The organism is Streptomyces sp. NPDC092369 (assembly GCF_044755245.1).
Taxonomy (GTDB): Bacteria; Actinomycetota; Actinomycetes; order Streptomycetales; family Streptomycetaceae; genus Streptomyces.
This window is the reverse complement of sequence record NZ_JBIVQP010000005.1, coordinates 88,935-113,826: the sequence shown is the minus strand read 5'-3', so window position 1 is coordinate 113,826 and position 24,892 is coordinate 88,935. Positions and strand designations below refer to the sequence as shown.

Here is a 24,892-nt window from a genome sequence, read left to right as displayed (position 1 = left end):
GCTGAATGACAATCGAGACCCCCACGAAGTCCCAGGAGGCGGCCGCCGTGCCGCCTCCTGGGCGCGCGTCCGAAAAGAAGCGGATCCAGCGGGGCCACAAGCGCCTGCTGACCCGCCGCGACCGGATCACGCTCGCCTTCATGGCGGGCGTGCCGACGATCCTGCACGTTCTCCTGGTCTGGGTGACCGCCTTCGCCTCGATCCTCCTCGCCTTCACCAGCTGGGACGGCATCGGCTTCGACTCGATCAAATGGGTCGGGCTGGACAACTTCCAGCAACTCTTCACCGACAACCCGCAGTTCTGGCCGGCTGTCGAGCACAACATCATCTGGTTCGTGGTGCTGATCCTGATCCCGACGCCGTTCGGCCTGTTCCTGGCCGTGCAGTTGGACAAGAAGATCCGGTTCAGCAGGGCCTACCAGACGGCGTTCTTCCTGCCGGTCGTCATCTCGTTGGCCTGCATCGGGTTCGTCTGGCAGCTCATCTACAACCCGGACACGGGCCTGATCAACAGCCTCATCGGCGCCAACAAGCCGGGCCACTACATCGACTGGATCGGCGACCCGGACCTCAACCTGTGGGCCGTGCTGGTCGCCGCGTCCTGGCGGCACACCGGCTACATGATGATCCTGTACCTGGCCGGTCTCAAGAGCGTCGACCCGTCGCTGCGGGAGGCCTCGGCCATCGACGGCGCCAACGAGTGGCAGACGTTCAAGAGCGTCATCTTCCCGACCCTGCGCCCGACCAACACGGTCGTCCTGGTCGTCACCATCATCGAGGCGTTGCGCGCCTTCGACCTGGTCTTCGTCTTCAACAAGGGCGCACAGGGGACCGAGTTGCTGTCGATCCTGGTGACCAACAACATCATCGGCGAGTCCAGTCGGATCGGTTACGGCTCGGCGATCGCGGTGGTGCTGCTGTTCATCTCCCTGATCGTGATCATTCCCTATCTGATCGCGACCTTCCGGAAGGAGCGGCGCGCATGAGCACCGTGAGCGCGGCGGTCAAGCAGCGCACCCCGATCCGTCCGGCCCGCGTCCTGCTGCACGTCTTCCTGGCCGGCACGGCTCTGGCGTGGCTCGCCCCCCTGCTGTGGGCGATCTTCTCGGCGCTGCGTCCCTACAGCGAGACCAGCGACCGCGGCTATGTGTCCTGGCCGCACACGCTGAACTTCGACAACTTCAAGAACGCGTTCGAGCAGTCGGACATGACCCACTACTTCGTGAACACGTTGTTCATCGCGGTCCCGGCCGTGCTGATCACGTTGCTTCTGTCGTCGATGGTCGCGTTCTACGTCAGCCGTTTCGACTTCCGGCTCAACCTGGCGCTGCTGCTGGTCTTCACGGCGGGCAACCTGCTGCCGCAGCAGGTCATCATCACCCCGCTGTACCGGATGTACCTGCTGACGAACCTGCCGGGCATCACCGCGAGCGGCAAGCTGTACGACTCGGCGCTCGGTCTGGTGCTCATCCATGTGGCGTTCCAGTCCGGATTCTGCGCCTTCGTGCTGTCGAACTACATGCGTTCGCTGCCGCACGAACTGACCGAGGCCGCGCTGGTGGACGGCGCCTCGGTGTGGCGGCTGTACTGGCAGATCACCCTGCCGCTGTGCAAGCCGGCCATGGCGGCCCTGGCCACCCTGCTGTCGATCTGGATCTACAACGACTTCTTCTGGGCGTTGGTGCTGATCTCGACCGGTGAGAACATGCCGATCACCTCGGCGCTGAACAACCTCTCCGGTCAGTTCTTCACCGACCCGAACCTGATCGCCGCCGGTTCGCTGCTCACCGCGATCCCGACGCTGGTCGTGTACTTCGTGCTCCAGAAGCAGTTCGTCAGCGGTCTGACCCTGGGCTCCGCGAAGGGCTGAGCCGGTACCTCCCTCGCCTCCGTCCTCGTGGACCCGGTCAACGCCCGTGTCCCCGAGGGCGGAGGCGATTCCGGAGCCCCGGCGGCGATCGCCTAGAGCCGCAGCAGGCGCTGGATGAGCTCCCGGTACTGCCGCAGGGCAAGGTGCAGTTCGGCGGTCTGACTCTCGGGATCCTGCGCCTGCCAGCTCTCGCGCAACGCCTGCCGCTGCTGGGACAGCACGGCCATCAACTGGGCGGCGGCTTCGTCGAAGGCGCCCTCGGCCTCCTCCAACGACTCGTGCGGGGCGTCGGGGAAGGTGTTGAGGGCCCGGCCCAGCCGCGTCACGATCTTCTCCCGCTCACCCGGCGGGAACAGCGGTTCGGGGCCGGAGGTACGGCGTCCCGACACACCGCGGGGCTGGTCGGAGGGCTGCTGGGCGCGTGTCTGGTCGTACATCGTCGAGTACCGCTTTCCTGTCGGTCGCTGTCGGTCGGACCCGCGCCGCCGTGCGGCCACCGCCGCACGGCCGCCGTCGGGCGGACGCGGTTCTTACACGGGCGGGAGTACGGTGGGTGCGACAAGGGTTTTTCGTATGCCGGAACTCGGACCGGCCCGGGACCGTCGTCCCGGAGCCCGAGCGAGTCCGCCGGAGCGTTTCCTCCGTACTACGCCACCCGTCCTCACAGGGGCTGCCCCTGACCCCGGCCGCGCCATACGCATCCAGGCCGAGGAGCCACGCATGCCGCTCAGTTCGCTCACCCCCACGACGGTCGCACCGGAGGATCCGGTCCCGCCGCCCAAGGTCTACGACGGTACGTCCCCGTTCCCGGCGGACGACCCGGCGCCTCCGCGCGACGGCGCCGCGCGGATCTACGTGACGATCACCGCGGTGATCGTCGTGCTGCCGTTCCTGGCGATCGGCCTCGCCGGCTGGTTGCTGTGGGGCAGGCTCATCCACCCCGTCGACATCGCCCTCGCGGCGGTCTTCTACACGATCACATGCCTCGGCGTCACGGTCGGCTTCCACCGCGGTCTGACCCACGGCGGCTACCGTGCCGTCCGCCCCCTGCGCATCGCGCTCGCGGTGGCCGGTTCGATGAGCTTCCAGGGCGATGTCATCGGCTGGGTCGCCACCCACCGCCGCCACCACGCCTTCACGGACCGCCCCGGCGACCCGCACTCCCCGTACCGTTACGGCACCCATCTGACCGGCCAGTTGCGCGGAATGCTGCACGCGCACGTGGGCTGGCTCTTCCTCAACGACCGGACACCGCCGGAGCGTTACGCCCCCGACCTGCTGGCCGACCGGGACATCCGGGCCGTCTCCCGCGCCTTCCCGCTGCTGTGCCTCGCCACGCTCGCGCTGCCGTTCGGGCTCGGCTGGGCGATCGGCGGCAGCTGGCTGTACGGCGTAACGGCCCTGCTGTGGGCGGGACTTGTCCGCATAGCGCTGCTCCACCACGTCACGTGGAGCGTCAACTCGCTGTGCCACATGATCGGCGAGCGCCCGTTCCGCACCCGGCGCCACGACCGCGCCACCAACCTGTGGCCGCTCGCCCTGCTCTCCTTCGGTGAGAGCTGGCACAACCTCCACCACGCCGACCCGACCAGCGCCCGGCACGGCGTCGACCGAGGTCAGATCGACCTCTCGGCCGAGGCCATCCGCCTCTTCGAGCGCCTGGGCTGGGTGCACGACGTGCGCTGGCCGAGCCAGGACCGCGTGGAAGCCCGCCGCGCCTGACGCCGAACACGCTTCTCCGCACGGCAGTTGATCTCCGCACAGCAGTTGATCTCCGCACGGCAATTGAACTGCGCACGGCAGTTGATCTCCACACGGCAGTTGACAGGAGCCTTCATGACCACCGCAGTGCAGCCCCCGCTTCCCTCCCATCCTGTCCTGCGCCTGCGGCTTGCCGCCCCCAGCGCCAATCCCCGCCCCATCGACGGAGCCTGGTGGCCCCGCTCCTACGACCTGCTCACCGAACTCCCCAAGCTGCTGGCCGGGTTGCCGCGCAAGTGGGGCCACATCACCAGCGTCACCGTCAACGGCTCGACGTGGTCCGAGGTCCCCGACCAGATGCTCGTCGCCAACCGTTCCGTCCAACTGCACCGGAGCCTGGCCACCTCCGCCGCTCACACCATCGTCCTGCTCGCCCCCGGCCGCGGCCGCTGGGACCTGCTGGTGGTACCTCCCGACACGACCGCGGAGGAGGCGGAGCCGCTGATGGCGGAGGCCGCGGCCGATCCCGTGTGAGCGGGTGGGGCGGTGTGCGGGGGGTGAGGTCGGGCGGTGGGGCTGCGTGGGGTGAGGCGGGGTCATGGCTGACCGGACCCGCCTCGGACCGCTGCCGCCGCCCGGCCGCGGCGCGCGACGCGTCCGCCATGACGCGCGTCGAACCGGCAGTACAGACGTGTCCCGGCAACGACCATGATCAGCAGGGCGCTTACGGCCAGGGCGGGGAGCACGGCGGTCACATCCCCATGGTGGGGTGCTGATTCCGCCCGTACGGGGAGCCGTGGACGTGTCCGGGGGCGTCTCCAGGGACGGGAAGGGCGACGGCGACGGCCACCTGGCTCGCGAGGCTCCAGTCGTCGTCCGGCCCTGTTTCCGGGCCGCCTGCCGCCGGGCTTTCGCCACTCGCCCCCTCCGAGGCCATGAGTGCGCTCGCGGACAGCTCCGCCCGACCGGTGTCCGTACTCGCGGCGGCCATCAGCCGGCCCGCCACGGACGGGTCGGTCTCCGGCGGAACCACCAGCAGATCCCAGCGGGCGCCGGTGGCGGACAACACGAGGATCTGGTCCGGGTCCAGCCGCTGCGGGGCGAACCAACCCACCTTGACCACATGGCCGTTGACGAAGATGCGCGGCGGCAGGATCGGCCAGTTGCGGGGGTTGACCGCGACCCGGGTGATCCGCCCCCGCAGCGGGTCCAACACATCGGCCAGCACGGAGAGTTCACCCGTCAGATCGCGCGAACGAGGCCACCACGCACCGTCCACCCCGGCGGACCCGCCGGAACGGCTCTCGGACTTCAGCGCGAGGCGGGCGAGCGGGGCCCTGAACGGGACGGCCCGCAGCGGGGATTGAGGGCTGGACGCGGACATCGCGCAAACCTGTCTCCGGACCCCTGCGGAGGCACAGTGGGCCGGTGTCGTGGCTCACCGGGAACGACACCGGCATCGGGGCCGGTGCGCGAAGTACTCCCGATGAGCTCACGCTACTCCCCGAAGGGCCCGGACGGACCGTTCCCGCAGGCGGTCTCACCTTGTCGGGGGGTGGGGAGCCGACGCGGATGCGGCCCGCCGACCCTGGTCACCCTCACGATCACCGGCCGCCGGGCCGCCCGTCCGGCCGGTCCGCGGAGTAGGCTGAGGGCACCGAGAATCTTCCGCGCACCGGCTTCCAGTCTTGTGTCGTTTTCGGCGATCGAATACGCCGGGCCGGCCACGTCGGCCCGGGGCAGGGTTCGCGTGATGACTGCGACCGTCTCTCCAGCGCCGAAGCTCGAAGCCCCGGAAATTCTCTCCCCGCCCCCTTCCCCCTCCGGGTCCCCACTCCGCCTGGCGCTGGCCCCGACCGGCTCCACACCGCCCTTGCTGGACGGAGCCTGGTGGCCCCGCTCCAGCGACCTGTCGGCCGAACTCCCGTTGCTGACAGCCGAATTGGACTCCCGCTGGGGCCGAATCACCCGCATCACGGTGAACCCCACCCACTGGCCGACCGTCCCCCGCAAGGTGCCCGTGGCCGGCCACGTGGTGAAGGTGGGCTGGTTCCGGCACGAACAGGACGAGCACGAACTGCTGCTGCTCTCCTACCACGTGGGCCGCTGGAACCTCCTGGTCATCCCGCCGACGACACCTCCCGACACGGCCGCGTGGCTGATGACCGCCGCGACGGATCCGTTGGGCATGTCGTCGGGGAGCCGGTTGGTGGGGAGGCGGCAGGTTTGGTGAGCGATCCCAGGTAGGGCGGGTCGAGCCGGAGCGCGGCTGTGGCCGCGCCCTCACCCGAGCCCGTAGCTGCTCAACCCTGTTCGCTGTCACCCGTGAAACCGGCGGTCATCCCTACGGCTCCGATCAGGGAGACAAGCGCGAGCAGCAGGGCGATCGAGTTCTGGGCGGCGGTGTGCCCGCTGAGCCTCACCAGGAAGACGTCGGCGTCGGGCTCCGGTCCGTCCTCCTCGTGCTCGTGCGACGTCACAGACGCGGACAGGCCGGATACCCGCTCCCCGAGGTGCGTGATCCGGGTGAAGGAGGAGTCGGAGAAGGTCGGCCAGGGCGGTTCCCCGGCCTGGCGCCGCAGGCGTTGTCTGCAGACATGCGTGTCGTTGTTCTCCAGCGTCCACAGGAAGGGCGGACAGAAGGTGAGCATGAAGCCCGCGAGAAGGGTGCCCACGGCCGCCCATCGCTCGGTCGCCGATGCCGGGATGTGCGTGAGGACGGTCTGCGGAAGCCAGCCGAGAGTGAGCCAGAGGACCGCCAGCAGGAAGGCGTCCTGCATCACGTTGTTGGCCGGGGGATAGTCCGTCCAGTAGGCCCGCCCGCCGGCCACGTACACCGCCGAGGTGGTGGACACGACCAGGACGAAGACCAGGACGGCACAGCACAGCCACGCGGACAGCGACTGCCCGAGATGGGCCCCGCGACCGCCCGGTCGGATCAGACCGGTCAGGGACCAGTAGGTGGTCACCCCCACGGCGAGGGCGGCGGCCGCCACGGCGGACCTGGACGCGGGCGTCGGCTTCCCGACGTGCAGCCAGAGCCCATTGCCCAGGATCCCCTCCGTCGCGAACAGCGCGATCATGACGGCCTGCACCGCCGCCAGGCCGTTGAACACGCCCTCCTGCGCGACGCCGGTGCCCACGACGACGGACATGACCGCGCCGCCGACGGCGCACACCCAGGCCGGTGTGTCCGTCCTCGCCGGCGCTTCTCTGCGCGCCCAGTCCTGATGCGGTCTGGCGGCGGTGGCGAGGGCCTTGGCGATCAGGGCCGCCACCAGGACTGCGGTTCCCACGGAACTGAACACCAAGGTCCACCGGAGCCCCACGCCACCCGGGCGCCATCCCAGCGACGGAGCCAGGGAGATGGAGAGCACGAGCATGCCGGAGAACGCGGCGAGGCTGTAACTGGCCAGCCTGATCCACACCCTCCGGGCGGCCTGTGACTGGGCCGGGCTCGCCTGCTGCCCCGCGGATCGGCCTGTCGGATCGCCCTCGAGCTGCATGAGCTTGGTGAAGTCGGACTTGAAGTACTGGAAGAAGACACCGCCCAGCACCGCCCCGACGACGGTGAGAATGAATCCGCCGGTGATGTATTCGTCCCCCGCCCGCTCGCTGATCCAGGCGGCGAACATGGACGACAGGAGCAGACACGTCGAGATGCCGGCAGCCATCCCGTACTCCCAGGTCACCGGTGACTGGCGGGGCATGTGGGTGACGTTCGCCCGCAGCCAGCGCAGGGCGACGGCGCCGGCCGTCGCGGGGAACGCGGCCGCGACCGCCATCCAGAGCCTGTCCGAGTGCGCGGTGGAGACGTACACCGTCGTCGTACCGAAGAGGCCGCACACCCCCAGAGCCTCCACGGCGGAGACATGACTCCCGGACTCGGTCGTCGCGGTCAGCCCCAGTCCCGAGAGGACGGCGCTCACCAGCGCGGCGTAGGTGAGGGCGCTCATATGCGGATGGGCGAGAGCGAAGACCACGGTGAAAACGGTGAGGATCAGCGCGACGACGAGTGTGTTGACGTACGCGGGACCCGCTCCACCCTGCAGGAGGAACACCGCGGCGATGACGACAACCCCCGCAATGCCCATGACCGCCAATGAGACCGTGCTCCCGGCAGTCGCCTCACCTCTGGTGCCGTCCAGAACCCCCAGATATCCGTACCCGGCCATACAGGCCAGCGCCACGCATGCCCACGACGAGGTCAGCGCTTTCCTGACGGCGGCCGTCCCCGCGCGGCGCAGGTGCACTACGAGATCGGCGCCCAGCCCGGCGAAGACGGCACAGGCAAGGACGAGGAAAGTCGCGTGGTACTTCCCCGCCGCATTGAAGTAATGAGGCCTGGGATTGGTCCAGTTGAGCCCCGGATGGTCGTCCAGGAACCAGCTCAGGACCACCGCACCCCCGAGAACGGCACCCGCCAGGGCCACGACGGCGACGGTCCCCCGCCGGCTCACTGCCGTCGACCCGGCCGCTCGAAGCCGCAGGGTCAGCACCCGCAGGCACAGCGCCAGCAGAGGCAGGAGCAGCCCGTCCCCCCATGTGGCACTCCGAAAGACAAAGAGCCCGGGAAGTCCTGCCGGCCGGTCCCCGAAACTCCAGAAGAGCAACAGCGCGACATACCCGAAGCAGAAGATCGCCAGCGGCCAGACCACAACCCGCCATTTGGTCATCGAGATCCCCCGAAGTCGGACGAAGTCAGACGATCACCCACGAAGGTGCGAAGCCAAGTTCTACCGCTCTTCCCGACAAGCCGTACGACTTACGGCGAACTGCGTTGCCCCTTCCCCTCGGGAACCTGACGGAGAGTGAGACGGAGCCCAGCGGAGGCGATGGACAGCGAGGGGCCCCCGATCGTGCTCGACGAATGCATCACTTCGCTCGTGAGCGCCGGGCGCTCCGAGAAGAGATCTGACACGCGCCCGGCACGTCCGTTGAACGCACAGTTCGGCAGAGCCCAACTCTTCTTCCACAGCGAGCAGAACACCGGCGGAGCATGGTTGATCGCCGAACGAGGACGGATCCTCAGGCGTTGGATCACTGACTGTCCGGAGCCGGCTCTCGGCGAACCGTTCGGGGTGGAACGACGGCCCCTCGACGCCTACGGCATCACGGACAAGCCCGAGAATCTCGACTCCGACTCCGACTCCGAGTCCGACGGCGACTTGGCCAGCAGTTGGGCGGCGACCTGGGGGAACTTCTGGGCGACGACAGTCGCAGAGGAATCCAGCATCGACCCCACCATCGTCACCGAAACCGTCATCGAAGCAGGCTCAACTCGCACCATGCAGTTAGCAGTTGCCCCGCCCATCAGGTAGGCACACTGCGAGAGGGCGCTCGCCCCGGCCTACTCGATGAGGTCGAGCCAGTAGCGGTACACCGAGGCGAAGGGCTCGACGCCGTCACCATCGCGACAGCCCGCCTCCATCAACCAGGCACAGGTCTGCCGAGCCTTGCCGATGACGCTGTCGGGATAGCCGTAGCGCAATCGGTGTTCGGCGAACTCGTCCTCGTCCTCGATACGGGCTTCGCCACCATGAGGCCGTACGACATCGAGATCAAGGTCCACTGTGCGCAGGACGGTCCCGTCCGCGTTCCACTCAGGCACCGTGCACACGTCGCAGTACATCTCGGGACCCGGAGCCACACAGAACGTAGCAGTCCACCACTCACCACGCGGGACCACCATCACGTACGCGAACCGGCTGGTCCAACTACCCCCGGCCGAACTGACGGGAACACCCCGCGCCGTGCCCAACCACACGCCGTGCTCGTCCTCACCCAGCCGAGCAGCAGTCCACAGCGCGCTCAGACTTCCGTCGTACTTCCGAATATCGACCAGTACGGAAGCGCTGCCTGCGATCACGTCGAGCACGCTACCCAGCGTGCGGTGGCTCTGTAGCCCTACCGCTCGGTCTCCGCCAAGATGAGGAGCTCAGCCTGGACTGGGGAAACGTCGACGCGGACGCGAGGTCCGCCACATACCCCCGCGCCTGTCTTCCTGATCCCTGGCGTCCCCGACGCCGTGATCAACCCGAGACGGACAACGACGAAGGGCCCCACCGCGAACGGTGGGGCCCTTCGACATCGTGCCCGGTGAGGCACTGGCGGAGGATACGAGATTCGAACTCGTGAGGGGTTGCCCCCAACACGCTTTCCAACTGTGGGGGTGGCGTGGTGGGTGTTGTTCGGGAGCGTTCACCTGAGTTCATGGGTGGTTGGCCCGCGTGGCGAGTCGGGCGTGTGGCCTTCGCTGAACGGCCGTGGACGGGGCTGAATGAGACGGAAACTGAGACGGTGGCCCGAGGGCGTTCGCTTCACCCTTCCCCAGGTGGGATGAGGCGATCGGTGCTCTCGGCGTTGGTGGTCTCAGACCGGAGGCGAGTGTCGAAGGTATAGCTCTCGTCGCAGACCGCTCAGGTCAGCGGAACACGGCTCGGTAGATCTGAGTCTCCGTCGAGCCGGACTGTCGGGTGCTGCGGCTGTCCGCTGTCTTTGCCGCGCTGCCGCCGGCGTCCTCGTTCTGCGACCGCGCTGTTCGAGCACCCGGCGTGGCTGACGGGCGATCAGTCGAGCGGAATCGTGTGCTCGCTTCGCCTGGCTGCCCACTCAGCAATATTGACGACTTTGACCACTGATGCGCCCGTAATAGGAACGCTAAGGCTGCGGGCGTGCACGATTGAATTTCGAATATCCTGCAACTGTCGGATTTCCTCGTACCGTTCCTCTGTAATCAGCCCCTCGGAAACAAGGGAGGCCCCCAATTGGCTTGCATTGGGCCTATAGTCAATGTCAACCTTTTTGGCCCAGTTTGCCAGCGCCCATTCCAAGGCAGAGAAAGCAAGCGTATAGGCTCCCTTTGCTATCTCCTCGCTCCCGGAAGCATCAGCCTGCTCAGCAAGAACACGAGCAGCTTCCAGAATCCGATGATTGTTCTCTGAGTCGACGAGTCGCGCGCGAGGTGCGGGGAGAAGGATTACCTGGAGGTCCCAATTTGCATATTCTACGAGTTTCTTCTGGAACCCTGCAAGGGCTGCGGCCTTTTCGCGGGACGCGGCGTCACGCTTAAAGAGGACTTCAAAGATAACACCACCATCAGGTCCAATTGCGGCGGCGTCCACTCGCCTACCTGATGCTCGGAAAGGTTCGGGTAGAAGTTCAGGACTAGGTTCATAGTGCATCACCCAGCCTTCAGGAAGATCTTGCTCGCGCGCCTGGAGAGCGGACCTAACTACCTCTTGCCGATCCATGGAAGCGCCTCCTGATCCATAGGCTCAAAGACGGCTATATAAACGAATGGGTCGCCCTGAGCGAGATGTGGGAGAATAATCGGTGGCGGGTTGCGAAGGGTTAGCCCATTTGACATATCTCGACGAGAGCTGGAGATGTCTTGAATTTGATTGTCATCCAATAGAACTTCGGGCCACATGCCGTCGACTATCCGCTTCAGCATGTTATCGACGTCCAGTGGCGTGTTCGTATGGAAGTACGTCACAGAGACACCTACGTCCTGCAAGACGGGGAACCCACTACCGGGAAGGTTCACCATGGCATATCTTCGTACCTTCTCGATCCAGTTCTTCTTCCCCGGATTTGGGGCGTTAAATGATAACGGGATTCCGGGAACGACAAATTCCCACTTCATTCAACCCCCAGGCGTGCCTAGCTATCCTCAGTCCACGCATTCTACTGCGCTCCGGCCGGCCGCGTGCGTGCGGATTGCCAGAACGAGATCGTCATCAGTCACCCGGAAATCCTCGGCAGCGTTGCGGGCCTATCGACGCTTCACCACACAGCGTCGCGCACGCTTTGAGCTTGGGGCTTGGGTTCTTCAAGGGTGGTTCGCCTAGCTGACCTGCGGCGGAGCGGCTGTGTGATCTGACAGGCCAGCTTCCAGTTCCCCGCACGACCTGGCACGGTTGCGGAACGAACCTCAGCCGACGAAAGTCAGCCACGGCGGCGGGTGCGCCGACCGATCAGGCGCGCGTGTGCCTCGCTGCACCCCCACCGGCGTCAGCCACGCTGCCAGTGACGTCGGCCAGAGCAAGCCGCAGCGGCAGGGACGGGAACGCGAGACCGCAAGGATGAGGCCTCTGAAAGGGAGGATGGATCTCGTTAACCAGCGGCTATTTCCCGCGCTTCCCCTTCTCCGTCAGCTGCCAAGCAGACTGCGATCGAACCCTGCCAGGGACAGGCTCAATCATGCCTGTTTTTTTCAATTTATAGAACACTTGCTTCACGCGATTTTCCGATGCGATACCGGTAAGTGATCGTGCAACCTTATTGGAAATCTCGACATTGTTACGCAGATATTCAAGAATTAGCTCTTCAGGTCGCGCGAGCGGTGTGTGGGCGAGAATGACGACGAAAGCGTTGTCGTCGACGACAAACTTAGGTTCCTTCAGTTTTGCCGCCTTCATTGCGCTCATCACGGTATCGAGCCCCTCGCCGATATCCTTGTTCGGTGGATCTGGATACTTGTTCAACAGTCGTACAATGCTAGGGTTGCGGGCGAATCGGTCGGTCAAGATGTTTTCGGTCGTCATATGGCCGGGAAGTCGACCAGGACTTCTCACCTCGACCCTGTTGTCAAAGATTGAAATCAAGATATCGTCGGAAATGTTGTAATCCCTATGGATTACGGCGTTAACGATAATTTCCTTTAGGGCTTCTGGTGGATACTTCACTGGTGACATTTGACCGTCCGTCCCCAGAACCGGGACCGCCTCGATGATCTCTGCTACCGCATCGAGAGTGCGTTCGATCAGGGCTCGCGCTGGTCCATCAATGGTTAGTGGAGTCCCCTTGAGAAACTTGCGATCTGGCCCTTCTTTGCTTTCGTATCGTGCGATCTTCACCGAGCACCGCTTAGGCACAACGGCTGCTGGCTCCTCGGAATACAGAATGGCGGCAGAAACTGTAGCTTTGCCGTCTTTTTTCGACACGAGCCTCTGGCGAAAGAGGAATTTATCCGCCGAGGTTGCGGGACTGTAATTTGAAAGGAAGTAGGTTAGCTCCTCCTCCTCCTTGATTTCGTCCAGCTCGTAGTCTTCGAGAAGCTGGTCTTCGTATGTCCTCGCTCCCTTTGAAAGGGAAAGATCTGCAATCCGATGGCCAGTCAGCTTGAGGGTCTGGGCTCCTCTCCTCTGGTATACATCGCCCTTAGAGGTCTTGTGGACATCTGCACTCTTCTGGACCGTGACGAGGCAGCACACTCCGCGCTCCGGCGTCCCTTTAACCCAAAGATACTCGATGTCATAGGGGATTGGGGGCTGCGCTTCATTCACCAAATTTTGATGGATGAAATTCGCGGCTTCGATATTTTCGAAGCCTTGCCAGCGATCAATTCCGGACGTCCGCTTTTCATCCTCGATGCCGACGATGAATTCTCCGCCTTCGGCATTTGCGAGCGCTGTCGCGATCTCTTGGATTTTCTTGCCGTCACATTCGGCGCTTTTGAAATCCCAGAAATGAGATTCCTGCCTTCCGATGATTTTCATGGCTTCTGATTGCGGGATGTTTCGCTCTTCCATCAGTCCCCCGTAGAGCTGGTCGTCGTGCACAAGGCGGGTTGTCATCGCATGGCGAGGCGAGAATTCTAGCCGCAGCGGGGCGGAGACAGGAGCGCAGGCCCGGCCGGGGGTCGGGCCGCGCGCGGGGAGCGGAGCGAGCCGCCTTGAATCAGTAGAGAAAGTTGTAACTCAGTCGGGCGTCTGGAGCTTGAAGTCGTGTGCGCAGGCTGGAAGTTCGATGCACTGTCGGTGCGCGAGGGGCAGGAAGACCACTGGGCGGATCGTCCACGTGATGCGCGTACTGGCCTGGGTGACGGACACCGTGCAAGGCTCGGCGCGTAAGAGAGCCTTCCTTGTCGCGATGCGGCCGTCATATAGCCAGGCCCATACCTCCTCGGACGCGTCCGGGTCGAGTGCCGGTGAGATCGTGTGGAGCGCTACCGCGACCCATCTGTCTGCCTGGGGTGCGGAGTACGCGTCGAAGGAGGCGTGAAGCGCCGGCATCGCCCCCGTGGTGAGGTCTTGGGTCCGGCACTCGCACCAGTAACCGCGTTGCGGCTTGTCCATCAGCACGCGTGGCCTCCGCCTTCGGCTCGCGGGGGTGCGAAGAGTTCCGCGGTGACCGTGCGGCCTCCGTCGTTGTCGTGGACTACGACCCGGTGCGCGATCGCGCTGACCATCTCCAACCCCCGGCCGTGCTCCGCCTCCTGGTCCAAGTGCTCGACCTTCGGGGCTGTACCGGTTCCTCCGCCGTCCGTGACCGACAGCGCGATCACCTGCGTCGACACCGCAAGCGCCAGATGGAAACTGCCCGCCTCCCGACCGCTGGCCGTATGCAAGATCGCGTTCGCGCTCAGTTCGCCCACGATCAGCTCCGCGTCCTCCGCCAGTGGCGAGCCGCGCAGGATGTCGCGTGTCCAGCGCCGGGCCCGGCTCACCTCTTCCGGGAATCCTGGGCAAGTGAGTCCCCAGACCCGGGTCGTACTCGTATACTCGTGCATACAAGTTCTTTCATGCTAGTAGGCCGCCATGTGCAGCGGGTTCGGGCTAGACGAGTTTCACGCCGTCGTGGGCGCGGATGGCCGGCGGGGATGTCCCGTCGGTGGAGTCGAGTGCGTCCAGGACGCGGATCGCGTATGCCTCGTCGGCGAGTTCGGAGACTTCTTCGCGGGTGGCCCAGCGCAGGGCGCGGGTCTCATCGCCCGTTGTCGGGACGCCGTCGGCGGCCTGGCAGCGGAAGACCAGCGAGACGATCAGGCCCGTCATGTTCTTGTAGACGCCGGTGAGGGTCGCCGGAAGTGCGATCTTGATGCCGGTTTCTTCGAGGACTTCGCGTTGGAGGGCCTCGGGGATGGTCTCCTCGCGTTCGAGGACGCCGCCTGGGGGCTCCCACTTGCCGTTGTCACGGCGTTTGATCAGGAGGGCACGGTTCTGATCGTCGACGATGACTCCGGCGACGCTCACGGAGTGCGGACGGTCAGTGCTCACGTTCCTCTGCCCTCTCGGATGGCTAGGCTCTCCACCGTAGCAACAACACTCGCCCACACGTCTAGATACCTAAAGGAGTACGCGTGAGTCCCCTTCCCTCCGGCCTTCTCGGCGATCTCGACCCCACGAGCGATCGTGCGGTCTTCCGGCAGATCGCCGACCAGTTGCGCGAGGCCATCGACCGTGGGCGATTCCACGAGGGCGACAAGCTGCCCTCGGAAGCCGACCTTGTCGACCACTACGGGGTATCCCGTATGACGGTCCGAAACTCCTTCTCCATCCTCCAGGGGGAAGGGCTCGTGCACGCCGAGCACGGCAAGGGCGTCTTCGTACGGCCCCGACCTCCTGTCCGGCGCCTCGCCTCCGACCGGTTCGCCCGCCGTCATCGCGAGCAGGGCAAGTCAGCCTTCATCGTCGAGGCCGACGCCGCCGGCAGTCACCCTCAGGTCGACAGCCTTGAGGTCAAGGAAGAGAAGGCTAGTCAGGACATCTCCGCGCGGCTCGGGTCCGTGCGGCGTGTGCTCGCCCGCCGGCGCCGTTATCTGCTGGACGGGAAGCCGGTGGAGTTCGCCGCCTCCTACCTCCCCCTCGACATCGCCCGCGGCACCCAGATCGCCGAACCCAACCCCGGTCCCGGCGGCATCTACTCCCGCCTCGAAGAACTCGGCCACCGCCTCGACCACTTCGAAGAGGAGATCCGGGCCCGGATGCCCTCACCCACCGAGGTCAAGACACTCCGGCTAGCCTCCGGCGTGCCCGTGATCCACCTCATCCGCACCGCCTTCGACACTGAGGGGCGGGCCGTCGAGGTGTGCGACACGGTCATGGCGGCGGACGCGTACGTCCTCTCCTATCAGCTCCCCGCGACATGAGCGCGAACCGTGTCGTGCCCGGCGAAGCATGGACGGGCGACGATCGCGCGCACAACGACGCCTGTCACGAGCGCTGGTTGCAGGTGCAGAACAGGCCCACTCGTCAGCCTGGGTATCGCGACGAGTGGTACGACGCGCAGTGCGGGGGCTGTCGGTTCTGGATCGCGTTGACCGGCGAGCTAGGACGGGACTGGGGAGTCTGCACACAGGACGGCTCCGCGTTCGATGGACAAGCCCGTTTCGAGCACGACGGGTGCGAGCTGTTCACCGCCCGGGAGGACGGTTCCTTCGGGTGAACTCGCGTGGTCTGACTGGTGCGCGGGGACGTCTCCCGAACTCGTACACCCCAACGTGCATACTCGTATAGACGAGTGGGCAAGTTGTGTGGCAGGCTGGTCCGCACGAACCGGAGATCGGGTTCGCGGATTGCTGCATGTATAGACGAGTAGATAGGAAAACTCCCTTACTTCTGGAGGTGGGTGGTCCCCTCGCCGCACTCGGTGGCGGGGCCGCCTACACCCGGGCCAAGCGCCCGGCCGCGTACTGGTCCACGATCGGCCTGCCGATATCCACGGCCCGGCTGCTCGGCTCGTATGGCTCGGTCATGGAGGCATGCGGCCTGACCGTGACGCCGTCCCGGCTGCGGGTCCTCGCGGTCAAAGCCACCACCCGCCGTGAGGTCCGGCCCGTACCGCCCCGCCGGGGCATCATCCGGCCCACCTCGACCGGACTGCGACTTCGACTGCGCCTCGCCCCGGGCCAGGAACCCGCCGACGTCGCCGCCTCCGCCGAACGGCTGCGGCACGCCTGGGGAGTTCACGCCGTCTACGTCTCGACGGTCAAGCCCGGAGTCGTCGAACTGCGGCTCGTCGGCTACGACGTCCTGAGACGCGTACGGATGCCACGCAAGGCCGACAGCGGGTACCTGCGCATCCCTGTCGCACTCCGCGAGGACGCCATGCCCTTCGTACGCGACTACCGCACCGTTCCGCACCAACTCACCCTCGGCGCAACGCTGTCCGGCAAGTCCATGTACCTCCGTCACCTCATTGCCGGACTCGCTCGGCAGTCCGTCGCCCTGGTCGGCATCGACTGCAAGCGGGGCGTCGAGCTGGCGCCGTTCGCTGCCCGACTCTCCGCGCTTGCCACCGACCCGGAAGAGGCAGCCGACCTGCTGCCCGCGCTCGTCAAGGAAATGGAGGACCGGTACGACCTGATCAAGGCTCGGCAGGGCATCGCCCCGAACACCCTCGACGAGGAGATCACCTCCGACATCTGGGGCCTGCCCGACCACGAACGCCCCGTGCCCATCGTCCTGTTCGTAGACGAGGTGGCCGAACTCTTCCTCGTCGCCACCCGCAAGGACGAGGAACGGCGCGATGAGATGGTCACCCAACTCATCCGCCTTGCCCAACTCGGCCGCGCCGCTGGCATCTACCTGGAGGTCTGCGGCCAGCGCTTCGGCGCCGAACTCGGCAAGGGCGCCACCATGCTCCGCGCCCAACTCACTGGCCGCGTCTGCCATCGCGTCAACGACGAAGCCTCCGCCAAGATGGCGCTCGGCGACATCGCCCCCGAAGCAGTCATGGCAGCCTGCGCCATCGCTCCCGAACGGCCCGGTCTCGCCGTCGCGGGTGATACCTCCGGCGGCTGGTCCCGCATCCGCACGCCGTACCTATCCCTCGGGGACGCCGCCGAGATCTGCCGTGGCTCCGCGCACCTGGTCCCCGAGTTGGCCGCGCTGAAGCCCTTCCGGCCCGATGTGCCCGTAGGACCGGCCGAGACCCCGGCACCGCAAGTCCGGCCGCGCCCGGTCACCGACTGATCTTCGCCTTCCCCAACCCCAGTCGGCGTGACCGCCTCACGCCAAGTCCCTACCCCTCCCATGCCCGAACCCGGAAGGAGCCGTCATGCGCGCCCAACTGGCCCGCGTAGACGCGGTGCTCATTCAGGCGCTCATCGCCGCCGCGCTCTCCTTCGCCCACCTCCACGACATCGCCTCGGCGGCTGGGCAAGGCGGTTGGAAAGCCTGGGCCTATCCCGTCAGCGTTGATCTGCTGCTCGTCGCCGCCTGGCGTCGACTGCGCTCCGGCGACGCCCTGGCGTCGACTGCGCTCCGGCGACGCGAAAGCGGCTGGGTGGTGCTGGTTCCTCATCGCACTCACCGCCTCCCTCGGCGCGAACGTCGCCACCGCCGGACTGCTCGACATGGACCACGTGCCGGCCTGGCTGCGCATCCTCGTCGCGGGTTGGCCCGCGGTGGCGTTCCTCGGCGGGACACTCCTCGCCCACTCCGCACCGGCCACACCGGGCAACGACATCGAGGTCGCTGACGGCCAGGAGGACGAGCCCGACCCTGCGCCCGAGACACCCGCCCCGGCGGCACCCGCCCAACCGGCCATCGAGGCACGGCCCGAGCGTCCCGCAATCCCGGTCCCGGCCGCGTTGGTCGAGCACGCCCGCAAGGTCGCTGCCGAGCACCACACCCGGACCGGCACACCGATCGACACACCAACTCTCCGCGGCCGCCTCGGCGTTGCAGCCCCCATGGCCGAAGCCATCGCCGCCCAACTCACTTGAACAAGGAAGACCATGCCGCTCTTCTGCTTCAACACGGTCGCCGACTACCTCGAAGCGGCCCGTCAGATGGCCGCCGCCGGGCGCCCGACGCTGGCCCGGCTCCTGGCCGAAGAGGCCGCAGACCGAACCTCGGACCCAGCCGAAGCCACCCGCATCCTGCTCGAATTCGCCGGCCCCAGCCTGCGACAGGAGAACTGATCGTGACCGCCAACCGCCGCTTCCGCAACGTCACCCGCATCGGCCCCGTCCAGGTCGGCACCTACTACGACAACCGTGGCCAGGAGAAACACACCGCTGCCTGCACCGCCCCGCGCTGCGGCTTCTCCACCGACTACGACAGCCGCGCCGCCGCCGAGTTGGCCGCCCGCACCCACCGCTGCCCCGTCCGCTGAGAGGATCCCGCACCCGTGACCGTCAGCCTGCCGCTCGTCGTCGTCCTCGGCTTCTTCGCCTGGGGAGCGATCAAGTTCCTCGGCGTCCGTACCTGGGTCGTCGTCCTGATCGCTCTCTTCGGCTTCTGGCTCTCGCACACCTTCCTGGCCCCCTCCATCGAGCCCGGTACGCGCTCCGGCGTGGACGTCATAAACGGCTCACACGACTAGACGAGTAGATGAGAAAGGGTTCGCCGTGTTCCTGCCCAAGTACCCAGACAACCCGACCCCGCCGCCCGCACACACCCACGCCCCGACCGACCCGGCACCGATACCGCGCACGCTCCCGTCGGTCTCGATCGACAAGAACACGGTCGCGGTCGTGCTCGTCGGCGGAGTCGTCCTCACCGCGCTCCTGGCGGCCGTCGCCGTCACGGCCATCTCCGTAGCCATCGCCGCCGTGGTCCTGCGCTCGATGCTCAGAGACCACAACCGCCGCTAAACGCAACGCTCCTGGACCTCCGGGGCGGCGGTACACGCCCAAGCATTTCGCCGCCCCGGGGCCCATCCCTACTGACCGAGCCAGCCAGAAGGAGCAAGCCATCTTCACCCGCCCCAACCCGGCCCCACTCCCCGAACTCGCGAACCTGGCCGCGCAAGGAACGCTGCCCGGTATCCTCCGCCAGCTCTCCACCCTCGGCGGCTGCACCACCCCGATCCGCCTCGACGGCCACCGCACCGAATACGACGTCAATACCACGACGGGCGAGATCGGCGGCATCCTCCACCACCTCAACTCGTCGTCCCTCCCCGCCGGCCAACTCCTCGTCCGCTGCAACAACCGCCGCACCACCCGTTGCCCGGCCTGCGCCGAGGTCTACCGCCGCGACACCTTCCACCTGATCACCTCGGGCCTGCGCGGCGGCAAGGGCATCCCGCTGCAAGTCGCCGCGCACCCGCGTGTGTTCGCCACCTTCACCGCACCGAGCTTCGGCCCCGTCCACAACCGCCTATCCAGCAGCCGTACTTGCCGCTGCGGCACCCACCACGACCAGGACGACGACGTACTCGGCACGCCTCTCAACCCGGACACCTACGACTACGAAGCGGCCGTCCTCTGGAACGCCCACGCCGGCCAACTCTGGCGCCGCTTCTCCACCTACCTGCGCCGCGAAGTCGCCAAGCGAGCAGGCGTCTCGCAGCGCCGGTTCCGCGAACACGCTCGTCTGTCCTTCGCGAAGGTCGCCGAGTACCAGAAGCGCGGAGCTGTCCACTTTCACGCGGTCATCCGCCTCGACGGCCCCGCCGGCGGCGACACCCCACCGCCGCCCTGGGCCACCGCCGACCTGCTCACCGACGCCATTCGCACCCCAACGGCCAAGGTCCGCATCGACGGCCCGACCATCGACGGCCGCACCCACACCTTCACCTTCGGCCGCCAACTCGACGTCCGCACCATCCGATCCGCCGACTTCAACGACGGCCAAGAACTCACCGAACGAGCAGTCGCCGCGTACATCGCCAAGTACGCCACCAAGGGCACCGAAACCGCGACCGGCGGCACCCTCGACCGCCCGCTCAAGTTCGCCGCCGAACTCGCCCAACTCGACATCAGTGACCACGCCCGCCGCCTAATCCGCACCGCATGGACCCTCGGCGCCCGCAAGGACCTCGAACACCTCCGCCTACGCGCCTGGGCCCACATGCTCGGCTTCCGCGGCCACTTCTCAACCAAATCCCGCCGCTACTCCACCACCCTCGGCGCCCTCCGAGACGCCCGCACCGAATGGCGCCGCGCCCAAGCCGCACCCGCCAACACCCCCACCACCAACACCACGTACGTCCTCGCCCATTGGGTCTTCGCCGGCACCGGCCTCTCCACCGCCGAAACCTGGCTCGCCGAGACCCTCGAACCCGCCCCCGGTACGGAAGGAGAGCCCACCCGTGGCTGAGCCGCGCGCCATCACCGCTGTCCTGGAGCCTGCCGAGCCGTCCTTGGTTCTGCTGACCGTCGAAGAGACGGCAAGGTGACTTCGCATCGGCCGTACGACGTGCTTCAAGCTCGTGCTCGCGGGCGATATCGAGTCGGTCATGGTCGGCAGACTCCGCAGAGTTCCTGCCGAAGCGTTGCGCGCATACGTGACTCAACTCCGTCGCCGTCGTCCGGCCGAAGCGGCTTGAGGAGGGGCGCGATATGGCAGAGACCAAACGCACTCGTCAGCCCAACGGCGCCTCGTCCATCTACTTCGGCAAGGACGGCAAATGGCACGGCCGAGTGACCGTCGGCGTCAAGGACGACGGCAAGCCCGACCGCCGTCACATCGAGCGCAAGACCAAAGCCGAAGTGACCAAGGCCGTACGCGAGATGGAACGGGCCCGGGACGACAAGAAGCTCCGGAAACCGGGCAAGGGATGGACCGTCCAGACCTGGCTTGAGCACTGGGTCGAGAACATCGCCAAGCCATACGTCTCCGAGAACACGTACGACGGGTACGAGGTCGACGTACGGGTCCACCTCGTCCCCGGCCTGGGTGCCCACAAGCTTGACCGCCTGGAGCCGGAGCATCTCGAACGCTTCTACCGAAAGATGCAGGAGTCCGGGAGCTCCGCCGGCACCGCCCACCACGCTCACCGGACCATCCGTGTCGCCCTCGGTGAGGCGGTCCGTCGTGGGCACGTGGTCACCAACGCGGCCGAGATCGCCAAAGCTCCCCGCCTCGAAGAGGAGGACATCGAGCCGTTCACGATCGAGGAGGTACAGAGCCTCCTCGTCGAGGCGGCCAAGCTCCGCAACAGCGCGCGGTGGGTCGTCGCCCTGGCGCTCGGTCTCCGCCAAGGTGAGGCGCTCGGCCTGCACTGGGAAGACGTCGACCTGGACGCGGGATACGTCCGCATCCGTAAGAACCGGCTACGCCCGAAGTACGCGCACGGCTGCGGTGCCGATCCGTGTGGCCGTAAGGCGGGCTACTGCCCCAAAAAGGAGCAGACCCGGCGCGAACACAAGTCCACCAAGTCCCGAGCCGGGCGGCGCACCATCGGCCTGCCCGATCCGCTGATCAAGATTCTCCGGCAGCACCAGGAGGCTTAGGAGCGGGAGCGCATCGCGGCCGGCGTCGACTGGGAGGGCAAGGGGTACGTTTTCGCCTCACCTGTCGGCGGGCCTCTCAGCCCCAACACTGACTTCCACACCTGGAAGCGGCTTCTCAGGGACTCGGGCGTACGGAACGGCCGTCTCCATGACGCTCGCCACACCGCCGCGACCGTCCTCCTGATCCTCGGCGTCCCGGATGTCGTGGTCGACTCGATCATGGGGGGGGGAGCCCGGGGGAGCGGCCCGGATGCGCGCTCGCTACATGCACGTGACGGGAACCATGCTCCGCAAGGTTGCCCAGCAAGTGGGCGACGCTCTTTGGGAACTCCCGAAAAGAGACTCAGGGACGAACTGAGACGGAAACTGAGACGGACAACGACGAAGGGCCCCACCGCGAACGGTGGGGCCCTTCGACATCGTGCCCGGTGAGGCACTGGCGGAGGATACGAGATTCGAACTCGTGAGGGGTTGCCCCCAACACGCTTTCCAACTATCCGCGCGGCCGTACAGGGGCGTTCGTAGGGGTTCGCGAGGCAGGTCAGAAGGGGTGCGCGTACGGCAGTGAACGGTGGCGTCCGTCAGCGCACTGGACAAAGACCAGGACAAGATGCGGCTCGGAGTAGGTCTCAGCATGGGAGCTGATCAGTGCAACACTTGTGGCATTGCGATGCCATGCCGTACGGGTTAGGAGGGGGAGTGCCGCAGGCAGCGAGCCCGCGTGGGACCTTCCAACAGATCGCGAAGGCGTTGAAGACCCAGATTGACGATGACCAGGGGATGACAGCGCTGCCCTCGGTCTCGGACCTCATGGAGACGTACGCCGTATCACGTGGCGTTGTTCTGCGGGCGTTCCAGATGCTTCGGAGGAGCGGCGACGCGGAGCCAGTACCCGGTGGACGCTGGCGCGTCGTCAGGCCCGGGGATGCCCGGGACCACCGGCCACTTGAAGAACAGATCGCGGCTGTCATCACGGATGATCGACTGGCAGTCGGGGCACCGTTCCCTAGTGCGTCCACCCTCGCCACCAGGTTCGGAGTATCGCGTCCGACCATCACAAAGGCGCTCGACAAACTGGAGACCGCTGGCGTGCTGGTGAGCGGAGGGCAGGGCAAGGTGCGGACCGTCCGTGCCGTGCCGGATCGAGAGGAGCGTTCGTAGCTTGACGGAGTTGACGGAGTGGGCGTACCCCTTGGCTGAGTCCCTGCTGGCTGAGCCGTTGCCGCGTCGCTGGAAGCATTGTCTTGGTGTAGCCGAGCGAGCGCGCACGATTGCGCTCATCCTCGGAGAAGATGCCGAGCTGCTGGAAGCGGCGGCCGTACTGCACGACATTGGCTACGCACCCGACCTCGCCAAGACTGGTTTTCACCCGCTCGACGGTGCTCGTTACCTACGAGATGTCGCCAACGCGGATGAGCGGATCGTGCACCTGGTGGCGCATCACTCTTGCGCCTGGCTGGAGGCCGAAGCGCGTGGCTTGCGTGAGGAGTTGGAGGGGGAGTTCCCTCGCGAGAGTGCGCACCTGAACGACGCTCTCTGCTACTGCGACATGAACACCACGCCGGATGGCACTTCCACGAATCCCGTGGACAGGGTGAACGAGATTGCCGGACGGTACGGGCCGGAAAGCCTGATCGGTACGTTCATCCGCCGCGCTGAACCGGAGATTCTGGCGAGCACGGGACGTGTACTCGAAAGGGTTGCCGTCGCCAAGCGTCAGCCGATGTAAGGGGTCGGGCGGGTCCGGTCCATCGCGTGCTCGATCCGGAGACGCATGGTGGGGTGGACGTCCAGCTTCGACAGGTCCGATGGGGTGACCCATCGGACCTGCGTCGTCTCGTTGCTCGTTCGCACCTCGCCCCCGACCGGCCGGGCGCGGAAACAGATGCTGAACTGTTGGCGGATCTCTCCGTCGTCGTACTGCATCACGTGTCCGGGGTCGGTGTAGATCCCGGACATGTCGACGACTTCCGCCTTGATCCCCGTCTCTTCCCACACCTCGCGCACCACGGTGTCGCTGATGGACTCCCCAACGTCGTGCCCGCCGCCTGGCAGTGCCCAACGTCCGTTATCGGACCGCTGGATCATCAGGACCTGGTCCGCATCGTTCTGTACGAACGCGACCACGGATGGCACGACCGAGTTGGCCGGCGGGGCGTCCGGGTCGTGCAGGTAGTCAATACGTCCCATGGTCAGGCTCCTGTGATGTCGCGGTCAGTGAGCGGGCGTGCGTTCTCCCAGGTGTGTTCGATGCTATTCGCGTATGTGTCGAACAGTCCGCCGCCTGGCAGGCGACGCAGATGCAGCACGGGCGCCATGTAGGCCCCAATGCCGTAGACGTGCGGGTTCACGAGCATCTCGTCATCGGACCGGTAGATCGAGTTGTAGAGAGTCGAGTCGTGCAACCGGAAGCCAACGTCCGGGTGGCTCTTCAGAAGCGGGCGGTAGAGCAACAGGGCGTTGCGGATCTTGCCGCCCATGATCCCGTGCCCCTCATCTACGCCGCGCTGTCGGACTGCGGAGCACTCCGGGTCTCCGAGCAAGATGCGCACCTGCGCGCCTGCCTCCACTTTCGCCCTGACGAGGTCGTGAAACAGGGGGTCTTCCGAAAGGAACAGGCCGGAGTAGACCAGCACGTCCAGGTTCTGCTGAGCCCGGCTGTACATCTCGCGCCACAGCCCGGACGGCACCGTGTGCCGATGCGGGTACACGGTGGCAATCTCCGCTTTGGCCAAGTCCGTTGCGGTGTCGACCGCCTTGCCGTCTTCCCACAGCGTCGTGACGTCGACCTTGAGTACGGCGGCCGTCGCGTACTGGTGGCGCCGGTACGGCACTTTGCCCTGTGTGATCCAGCGTTCGATGGTCTTCGGGTTGACGTCGATCGCGTCGGCCAGGCTCTGGACGGTCAGGTTCCGGGCTAACAGGGCGGATCGCAAACGCTCGTTGGACATCTGCACTCCCGGCGGGACGTCTAGGGACTTCTTGAAGGTACCCAGACGTCCCAGAGGTGTCCATGTACGGGGTGACCAAGTCCCCTGACCTGGGGCGATTCTGATGGTGCGCCAAGAAGTCCCGGCGCAAAACCAAGAGGTTCCGTCGCTGCACTTGACGGACCCCCATGCAGTACCTGTAAAACAGGTACTGCAACGAACGTCCGGAGGAAACCCCGAGAGGGCGAGTACGAAGGCAGCGTCTGTTCCTTGAGAACTCAACAGAGTGCTTTGAGATCGACGGGGCTTGACCCCGTCCCCGTGGCGGCCGGGTGAGGTCCGTCGGCCCCGGTATTCAGCCGTGAGGGCGCCCGATCGGATCGGGCCCGGGGCACTTGGCCCGCCGCTCCGTGCGGCGTTGGCCTGCATGCCGAGCACGGCGGCTCCCGGACAAGGACATCCCGCCGCGCCCGGTCT

The 24,892-nt window shown here is 66.3% G+C and carries 26 protein-coding genes and 4 pseudogenes; 19 read left to right on the top strand and 11 right to left on the bottom strand.

What is annotated here, in order from left to right:
• The first annotated feature begins 5 nt into the window (after positions 1-5).
• A complete protein-coding gene (locus tag ACIQI8_RS28820; RefSeq protein ID WP_402356302.1) occupies positions 6-986 on the top strand; it encodes a carbohydrate ABC transporter permease in 981 nt (326 codons plus the stop codon).
• A complete protein-coding gene (locus ACIQI8_RS28815; protein ID WP_402356299.1) occupies positions 983-1,870 on the top strand; it encodes a carbohydrate ABC transporter permease in 888 nt (295 codons plus the stop codon). The genes ACIQI8_RS28820 and ACIQI8_RS28815 overlap by 4 nt, the downstream gene beginning before the upstream one ends.
• A 92-nt stretch (positions 1,871-1,962) precedes the next feature.
• On the opposite strand, the gene ACIQI8_RS28810 is transcribed toward ACIQI8_RS28815, so the two are convergent.
• On the bottom strand, positions 1,963-2,307 hold the full coding sequence (locus ACIQI8_RS28810; RefSeq protein WP_402356296.1) for a hypothetical protein: 345 nt from the start codon (positions 2,305-2,307) through the stop codon (positions 1,963-1,965).
• 283 nt (positions 2,308-2,590) lie between these two features.
• Between ACIQI8_RS28810 and ACIQI8_RS28805 the strand changes: the two genes are divergently transcribed.
• Both ACIQI8_RS28805 and ACIQI8_RS28800 read left to right on the top strand, forming a co-directional pair.
• Entirely contained in the window at positions 2,591-3,592 is a 1,002-nt protein-coding gene (locus ACIQI8_RS28805; RefSeq protein WP_402356294.1) for an acyl-CoA desaturase, read from the top strand.
• 114 nt (positions 3,593-3,706) lie between these two features.
• The gene (locus tag ACIQI8_RS28800; RefSeq protein WP_402356291.1) at positions 3,707-4,105 is read left to right on the top strand and encodes a DUF5994 family protein; all 399 of its coding nucleotides are present in this window, start codon (positions 3,707-3,709) and stop codon (positions 4,103-4,105) included.
• Between the two features lie 217 nt (positions 4,106-4,322).
• Here ACIQI8_RS28800 and ACIQI8_RS28795 read toward each other — a convergent pair whose 3' ends face one another.
• Positions 4,323-4,955, bottom strand: a complete 633-nt coding sequence (locus ACIQI8_RS28795; protein ID WP_402356288.1) for a DUF5994 family protein — start codon at positions 4,953-4,955, stop codon at positions 4,323-4,325.
• A gap of 369 nt (positions 4,956-5,324) precedes the next feature.
• Between ACIQI8_RS28795 and ACIQI8_RS28790 the strand changes: the two are divergent.
• Positions 5,325-5,783: pseudogene (locus ACIQI8_RS28790) on the top strand (DUF5994 family protein); the annotation flags it as partial.
• A gap of 91 nt (positions 5,784-5,874) precedes the next feature.
• Here ACIQI8_RS28790 and ACIQI8_RS28785 read toward each other — a convergent pair.
• Positions 5,875-8,247, bottom strand: a complete 2,373-nt coding sequence (locus ACIQI8_RS28785) for a hypothetical protein (protein WP_402356284.1) — start codon at positions 8,245-8,247, stop codon at positions 5,875-5,877.
• A gap of 159 nt (positions 8,248-8,406) precedes the next feature.
• On the opposite strand from ACIQI8_RS28785, the gene ACIQI8_RS28780 reads away from it, so the two are divergent.
• Positions 8,407-8,892 carry a hypothetical protein gene (locus tag ACIQI8_RS28780; protein WP_402356281.1) on the top strand — a complete coding sequence of 162 codons (486 nt, stop codon included), beginning with the start codon at positions 8,407-8,409 and terminating at the stop codon, positions 8,890-8,892.
• Positions 8,893-8,921: 29 nt separating this feature from the next.
• On the opposite strand, the gene ACIQI8_RS28775 is transcribed toward ACIQI8_RS28780, so the two are convergent.
• From ACIQI8_RS28775 to ACIQI8_RS28750, 6 genes are all read right to left on the bottom strand, one after another.
• Positions 8,922-9,449, bottom strand: a complete 528-nt coding sequence (locus ACIQI8_RS28775) for a DUF402 domain-containing protein (protein ID WP_402356278.1) — start codon at positions 9,447-9,449, stop codon at positions 8,922-8,924.
• A 691-nt stretch (positions 9,450-10,140) separates the two neighbouring features.
• Positions 10,141-10,695 carry a hypothetical protein gene (locus ACIQI8_RS28770; protein ID WP_402356275.1) on the bottom strand — a complete coding sequence of 185 codons (555 nt, stop codon included), beginning with the start codon at positions 10,693-10,695 and terminating at the stop codon, positions 10,141-10,143.
• A gap of 1,005 nt (positions 10,696-11,700) precedes the next feature.
• Positions 11,701-13,137, bottom strand: a complete 1,437-nt coding sequence (locus ACIQI8_RS28765; protein WP_402356272.1) for an RNA-binding domain-containing protein — start codon at positions 13,135-13,137, stop codon at positions 11,701-11,703.
• Positions 13,138-13,275: 138 nt separating this feature from the next.
• Positions 13,276-13,653, bottom strand: a complete 378-nt coding sequence (locus tag ACIQI8_RS28760) for a hypothetical protein (protein ID WP_402357910.1) — start codon at positions 13,651-13,653, stop codon at positions 13,276-13,278.
• On the bottom strand, positions 13,653-14,087 hold the full coding sequence (locus ACIQI8_RS28755) for an ATP-binding protein (RefSeq protein WP_402356269.1): 435 nt from the start codon (positions 14,085-14,087) through the stop codon (positions 13,653-13,655). Before ACIQI8_RS28755 ends, ACIQI8_RS28760 begins: the two co-directional genes overlap by 1 nt.
• A 46-nt stretch (positions 14,088-14,133) precedes the next feature.
• Positions 14,134-14,550 (bottom strand): NUDIX hydrolase, encoded by a 417-nt coding sequence (locus ACIQI8_RS28750; protein ID WP_402357907.1) that lies wholly within the window; start codon positions 14,548-14,550, stop codon positions 14,134-14,136.
• A 107-nt stretch (positions 14,551-14,657) separates the two neighbouring features.
• Here ACIQI8_RS28750 and ACIQI8_RS28745 point away from each other — a divergent pair, with 107 nt between their 5' ends.
• From ACIQI8_RS28745 to ACIQI8_RS28685, 13 genes and pseudogenes are all read left to right on the top strand, one after another.
• Positions 14,658-15,446, top strand: a complete 789-nt coding sequence (locus tag ACIQI8_RS28745; RefSeq protein ID WP_402356266.1) for a GntR family transcriptional regulator — start codon at positions 14,658-14,660, stop codon at positions 15,444-15,446.
• Complete coding sequence (locus ACIQI8_RS28740) at positions 15,443-15,742, top strand: DUF3027 domain-containing protein (protein ID WP_402356263.1); 300 nt, start codon at positions 15,443-15,445, stop codon at positions 15,740-15,742. The genes ACIQI8_RS28745 and ACIQI8_RS28740 overlap by 4 nt, the downstream gene beginning before the upstream one ends.
• Positions 15,743-15,879: 137 nt before the next feature.
• Positions 15,880-17,271 carry an FtsK/SpoIIIE domain-containing protein gene (locus ACIQI8_RS28735; RefSeq protein WP_402356260.1) on the top strand — a complete coding sequence of 464 codons (1,392 nt, stop codon included), beginning with the start codon at positions 15,880-15,882 and terminating at the stop codon, positions 17,269-17,271.
• Positions 17,272-17,356: 85 nt separating this feature from the next.
• Positions 17,357-18,026: pseudogene (locus ACIQI8_RS28730) on the top strand (DUF2637 domain-containing protein).
• Between the two features lie 12 nt (positions 18,027-18,038).
• Positions 18,039-18,224 (top strand): hypothetical protein, encoded by a 186-nt coding sequence (locus ACIQI8_RS28725; protein WP_402356257.1) that lies wholly within the window; start codon positions 18,039-18,041, stop codon positions 18,222-18,224.
• Between the two features lie 2 nt (positions 18,225-18,226).
• Positions 18,227-18,418, top strand: a complete 192-nt coding sequence (locus tag ACIQI8_RS28720; protein ID WP_402356254.1) for a mobile element transfer protein — start codon at positions 18,227-18,229, stop codon at positions 18,416-18,418.
• 15 nt (positions 18,419-18,433) lie between these two features.
• The gene (locus ACIQI8_RS28715) at positions 18,434-18,628 is read left to right on the top strand and encodes a hypothetical protein (protein ID WP_402356251.1); all 195 of its coding nucleotides are present in this window, start codon (positions 18,434-18,436) and stop codon (positions 18,626-18,628) included.
• 25 nt (positions 18,629-18,653) lie between these two features.
• Positions 18,654-18,899, top strand: coding sequence for a SpdD protein (locus ACIQI8_RS28710; RefSeq protein ID WP_402356248.1), 246 nt, complete (start codon positions 18,654-18,656; stop codon positions 18,897-18,899).
• Between the two features lie 145 nt (positions 18,900-19,044).
• On the top strand, positions 19,045-20,349 hold the full coding sequence (locus ACIQI8_RS28705) for a replication initiator (RefSeq protein WP_402357904.1): 1,305 nt from the start codon (positions 19,045-19,047) through the stop codon (positions 20,347-20,349).
• Positions 20,342-20,578, top strand: a pseudogene (locus ACIQI8_RS28700) (excisionase family DNA-binding protein). The gene ACIQI8_RS28705 and the pseudogene ACIQI8_RS28700 overlap by 8 nt, the downstream one beginning before the upstream one ends.
• Positions 20,579-20,591: 13 nt before the next feature.
• Positions 20,592-21,843, top strand: a pseudogene (locus ACIQI8_RS28695) (tyrosine-type recombinase/integrase).
• Between the two features lie 317 nt (positions 21,844-22,160).
• The gene (locus ACIQI8_RS28690; RefSeq protein ID WP_402356245.1) at positions 22,161-22,646 is read left to right on the top strand and encodes a GntR family transcriptional regulator; all 486 of its coding nucleotides are present in this window, start codon (positions 22,161-22,163) and stop codon (positions 22,644-22,646) included.
• A 1-nt stretch (position 22,647) separates the two neighbouring features.
• On the top strand, positions 22,648-23,214 hold the full coding sequence (locus ACIQI8_RS28685; RefSeq protein ID WP_402356242.1) for an HD domain-containing protein: 567 nt from the start codon (positions 22,648-22,650) through the stop codon (positions 23,212-23,214).
• On the opposite strand, the gene ACIQI8_RS28680 is transcribed toward ACIQI8_RS28685, so the two are convergent.
• A complete protein-coding gene (locus ACIQI8_RS28680) occupies positions 23,202-23,675 on the bottom strand; it encodes an NUDIX domain-containing protein (RefSeq protein ID WP_402356239.1) in 474 nt (157 codons plus the stop codon). The two genes, ACIQI8_RS28685 and ACIQI8_RS28680, sit on opposite strands and share 13 nt — an antisense overlap.
• Positions 23,676-23,677: 2 nt before the next feature.
• The gene (locus ACIQI8_RS28675; RefSeq protein WP_402356236.1) at positions 23,678-24,436 is read right to left on the bottom strand and encodes an XRE family transcriptional regulator; all 759 of its coding nucleotides are present in this window, start codon (positions 24,434-24,436) and stop codon (positions 23,678-23,680) included.
• Positions 24,437-24,892: the final 456 nt, after the last annotated feature.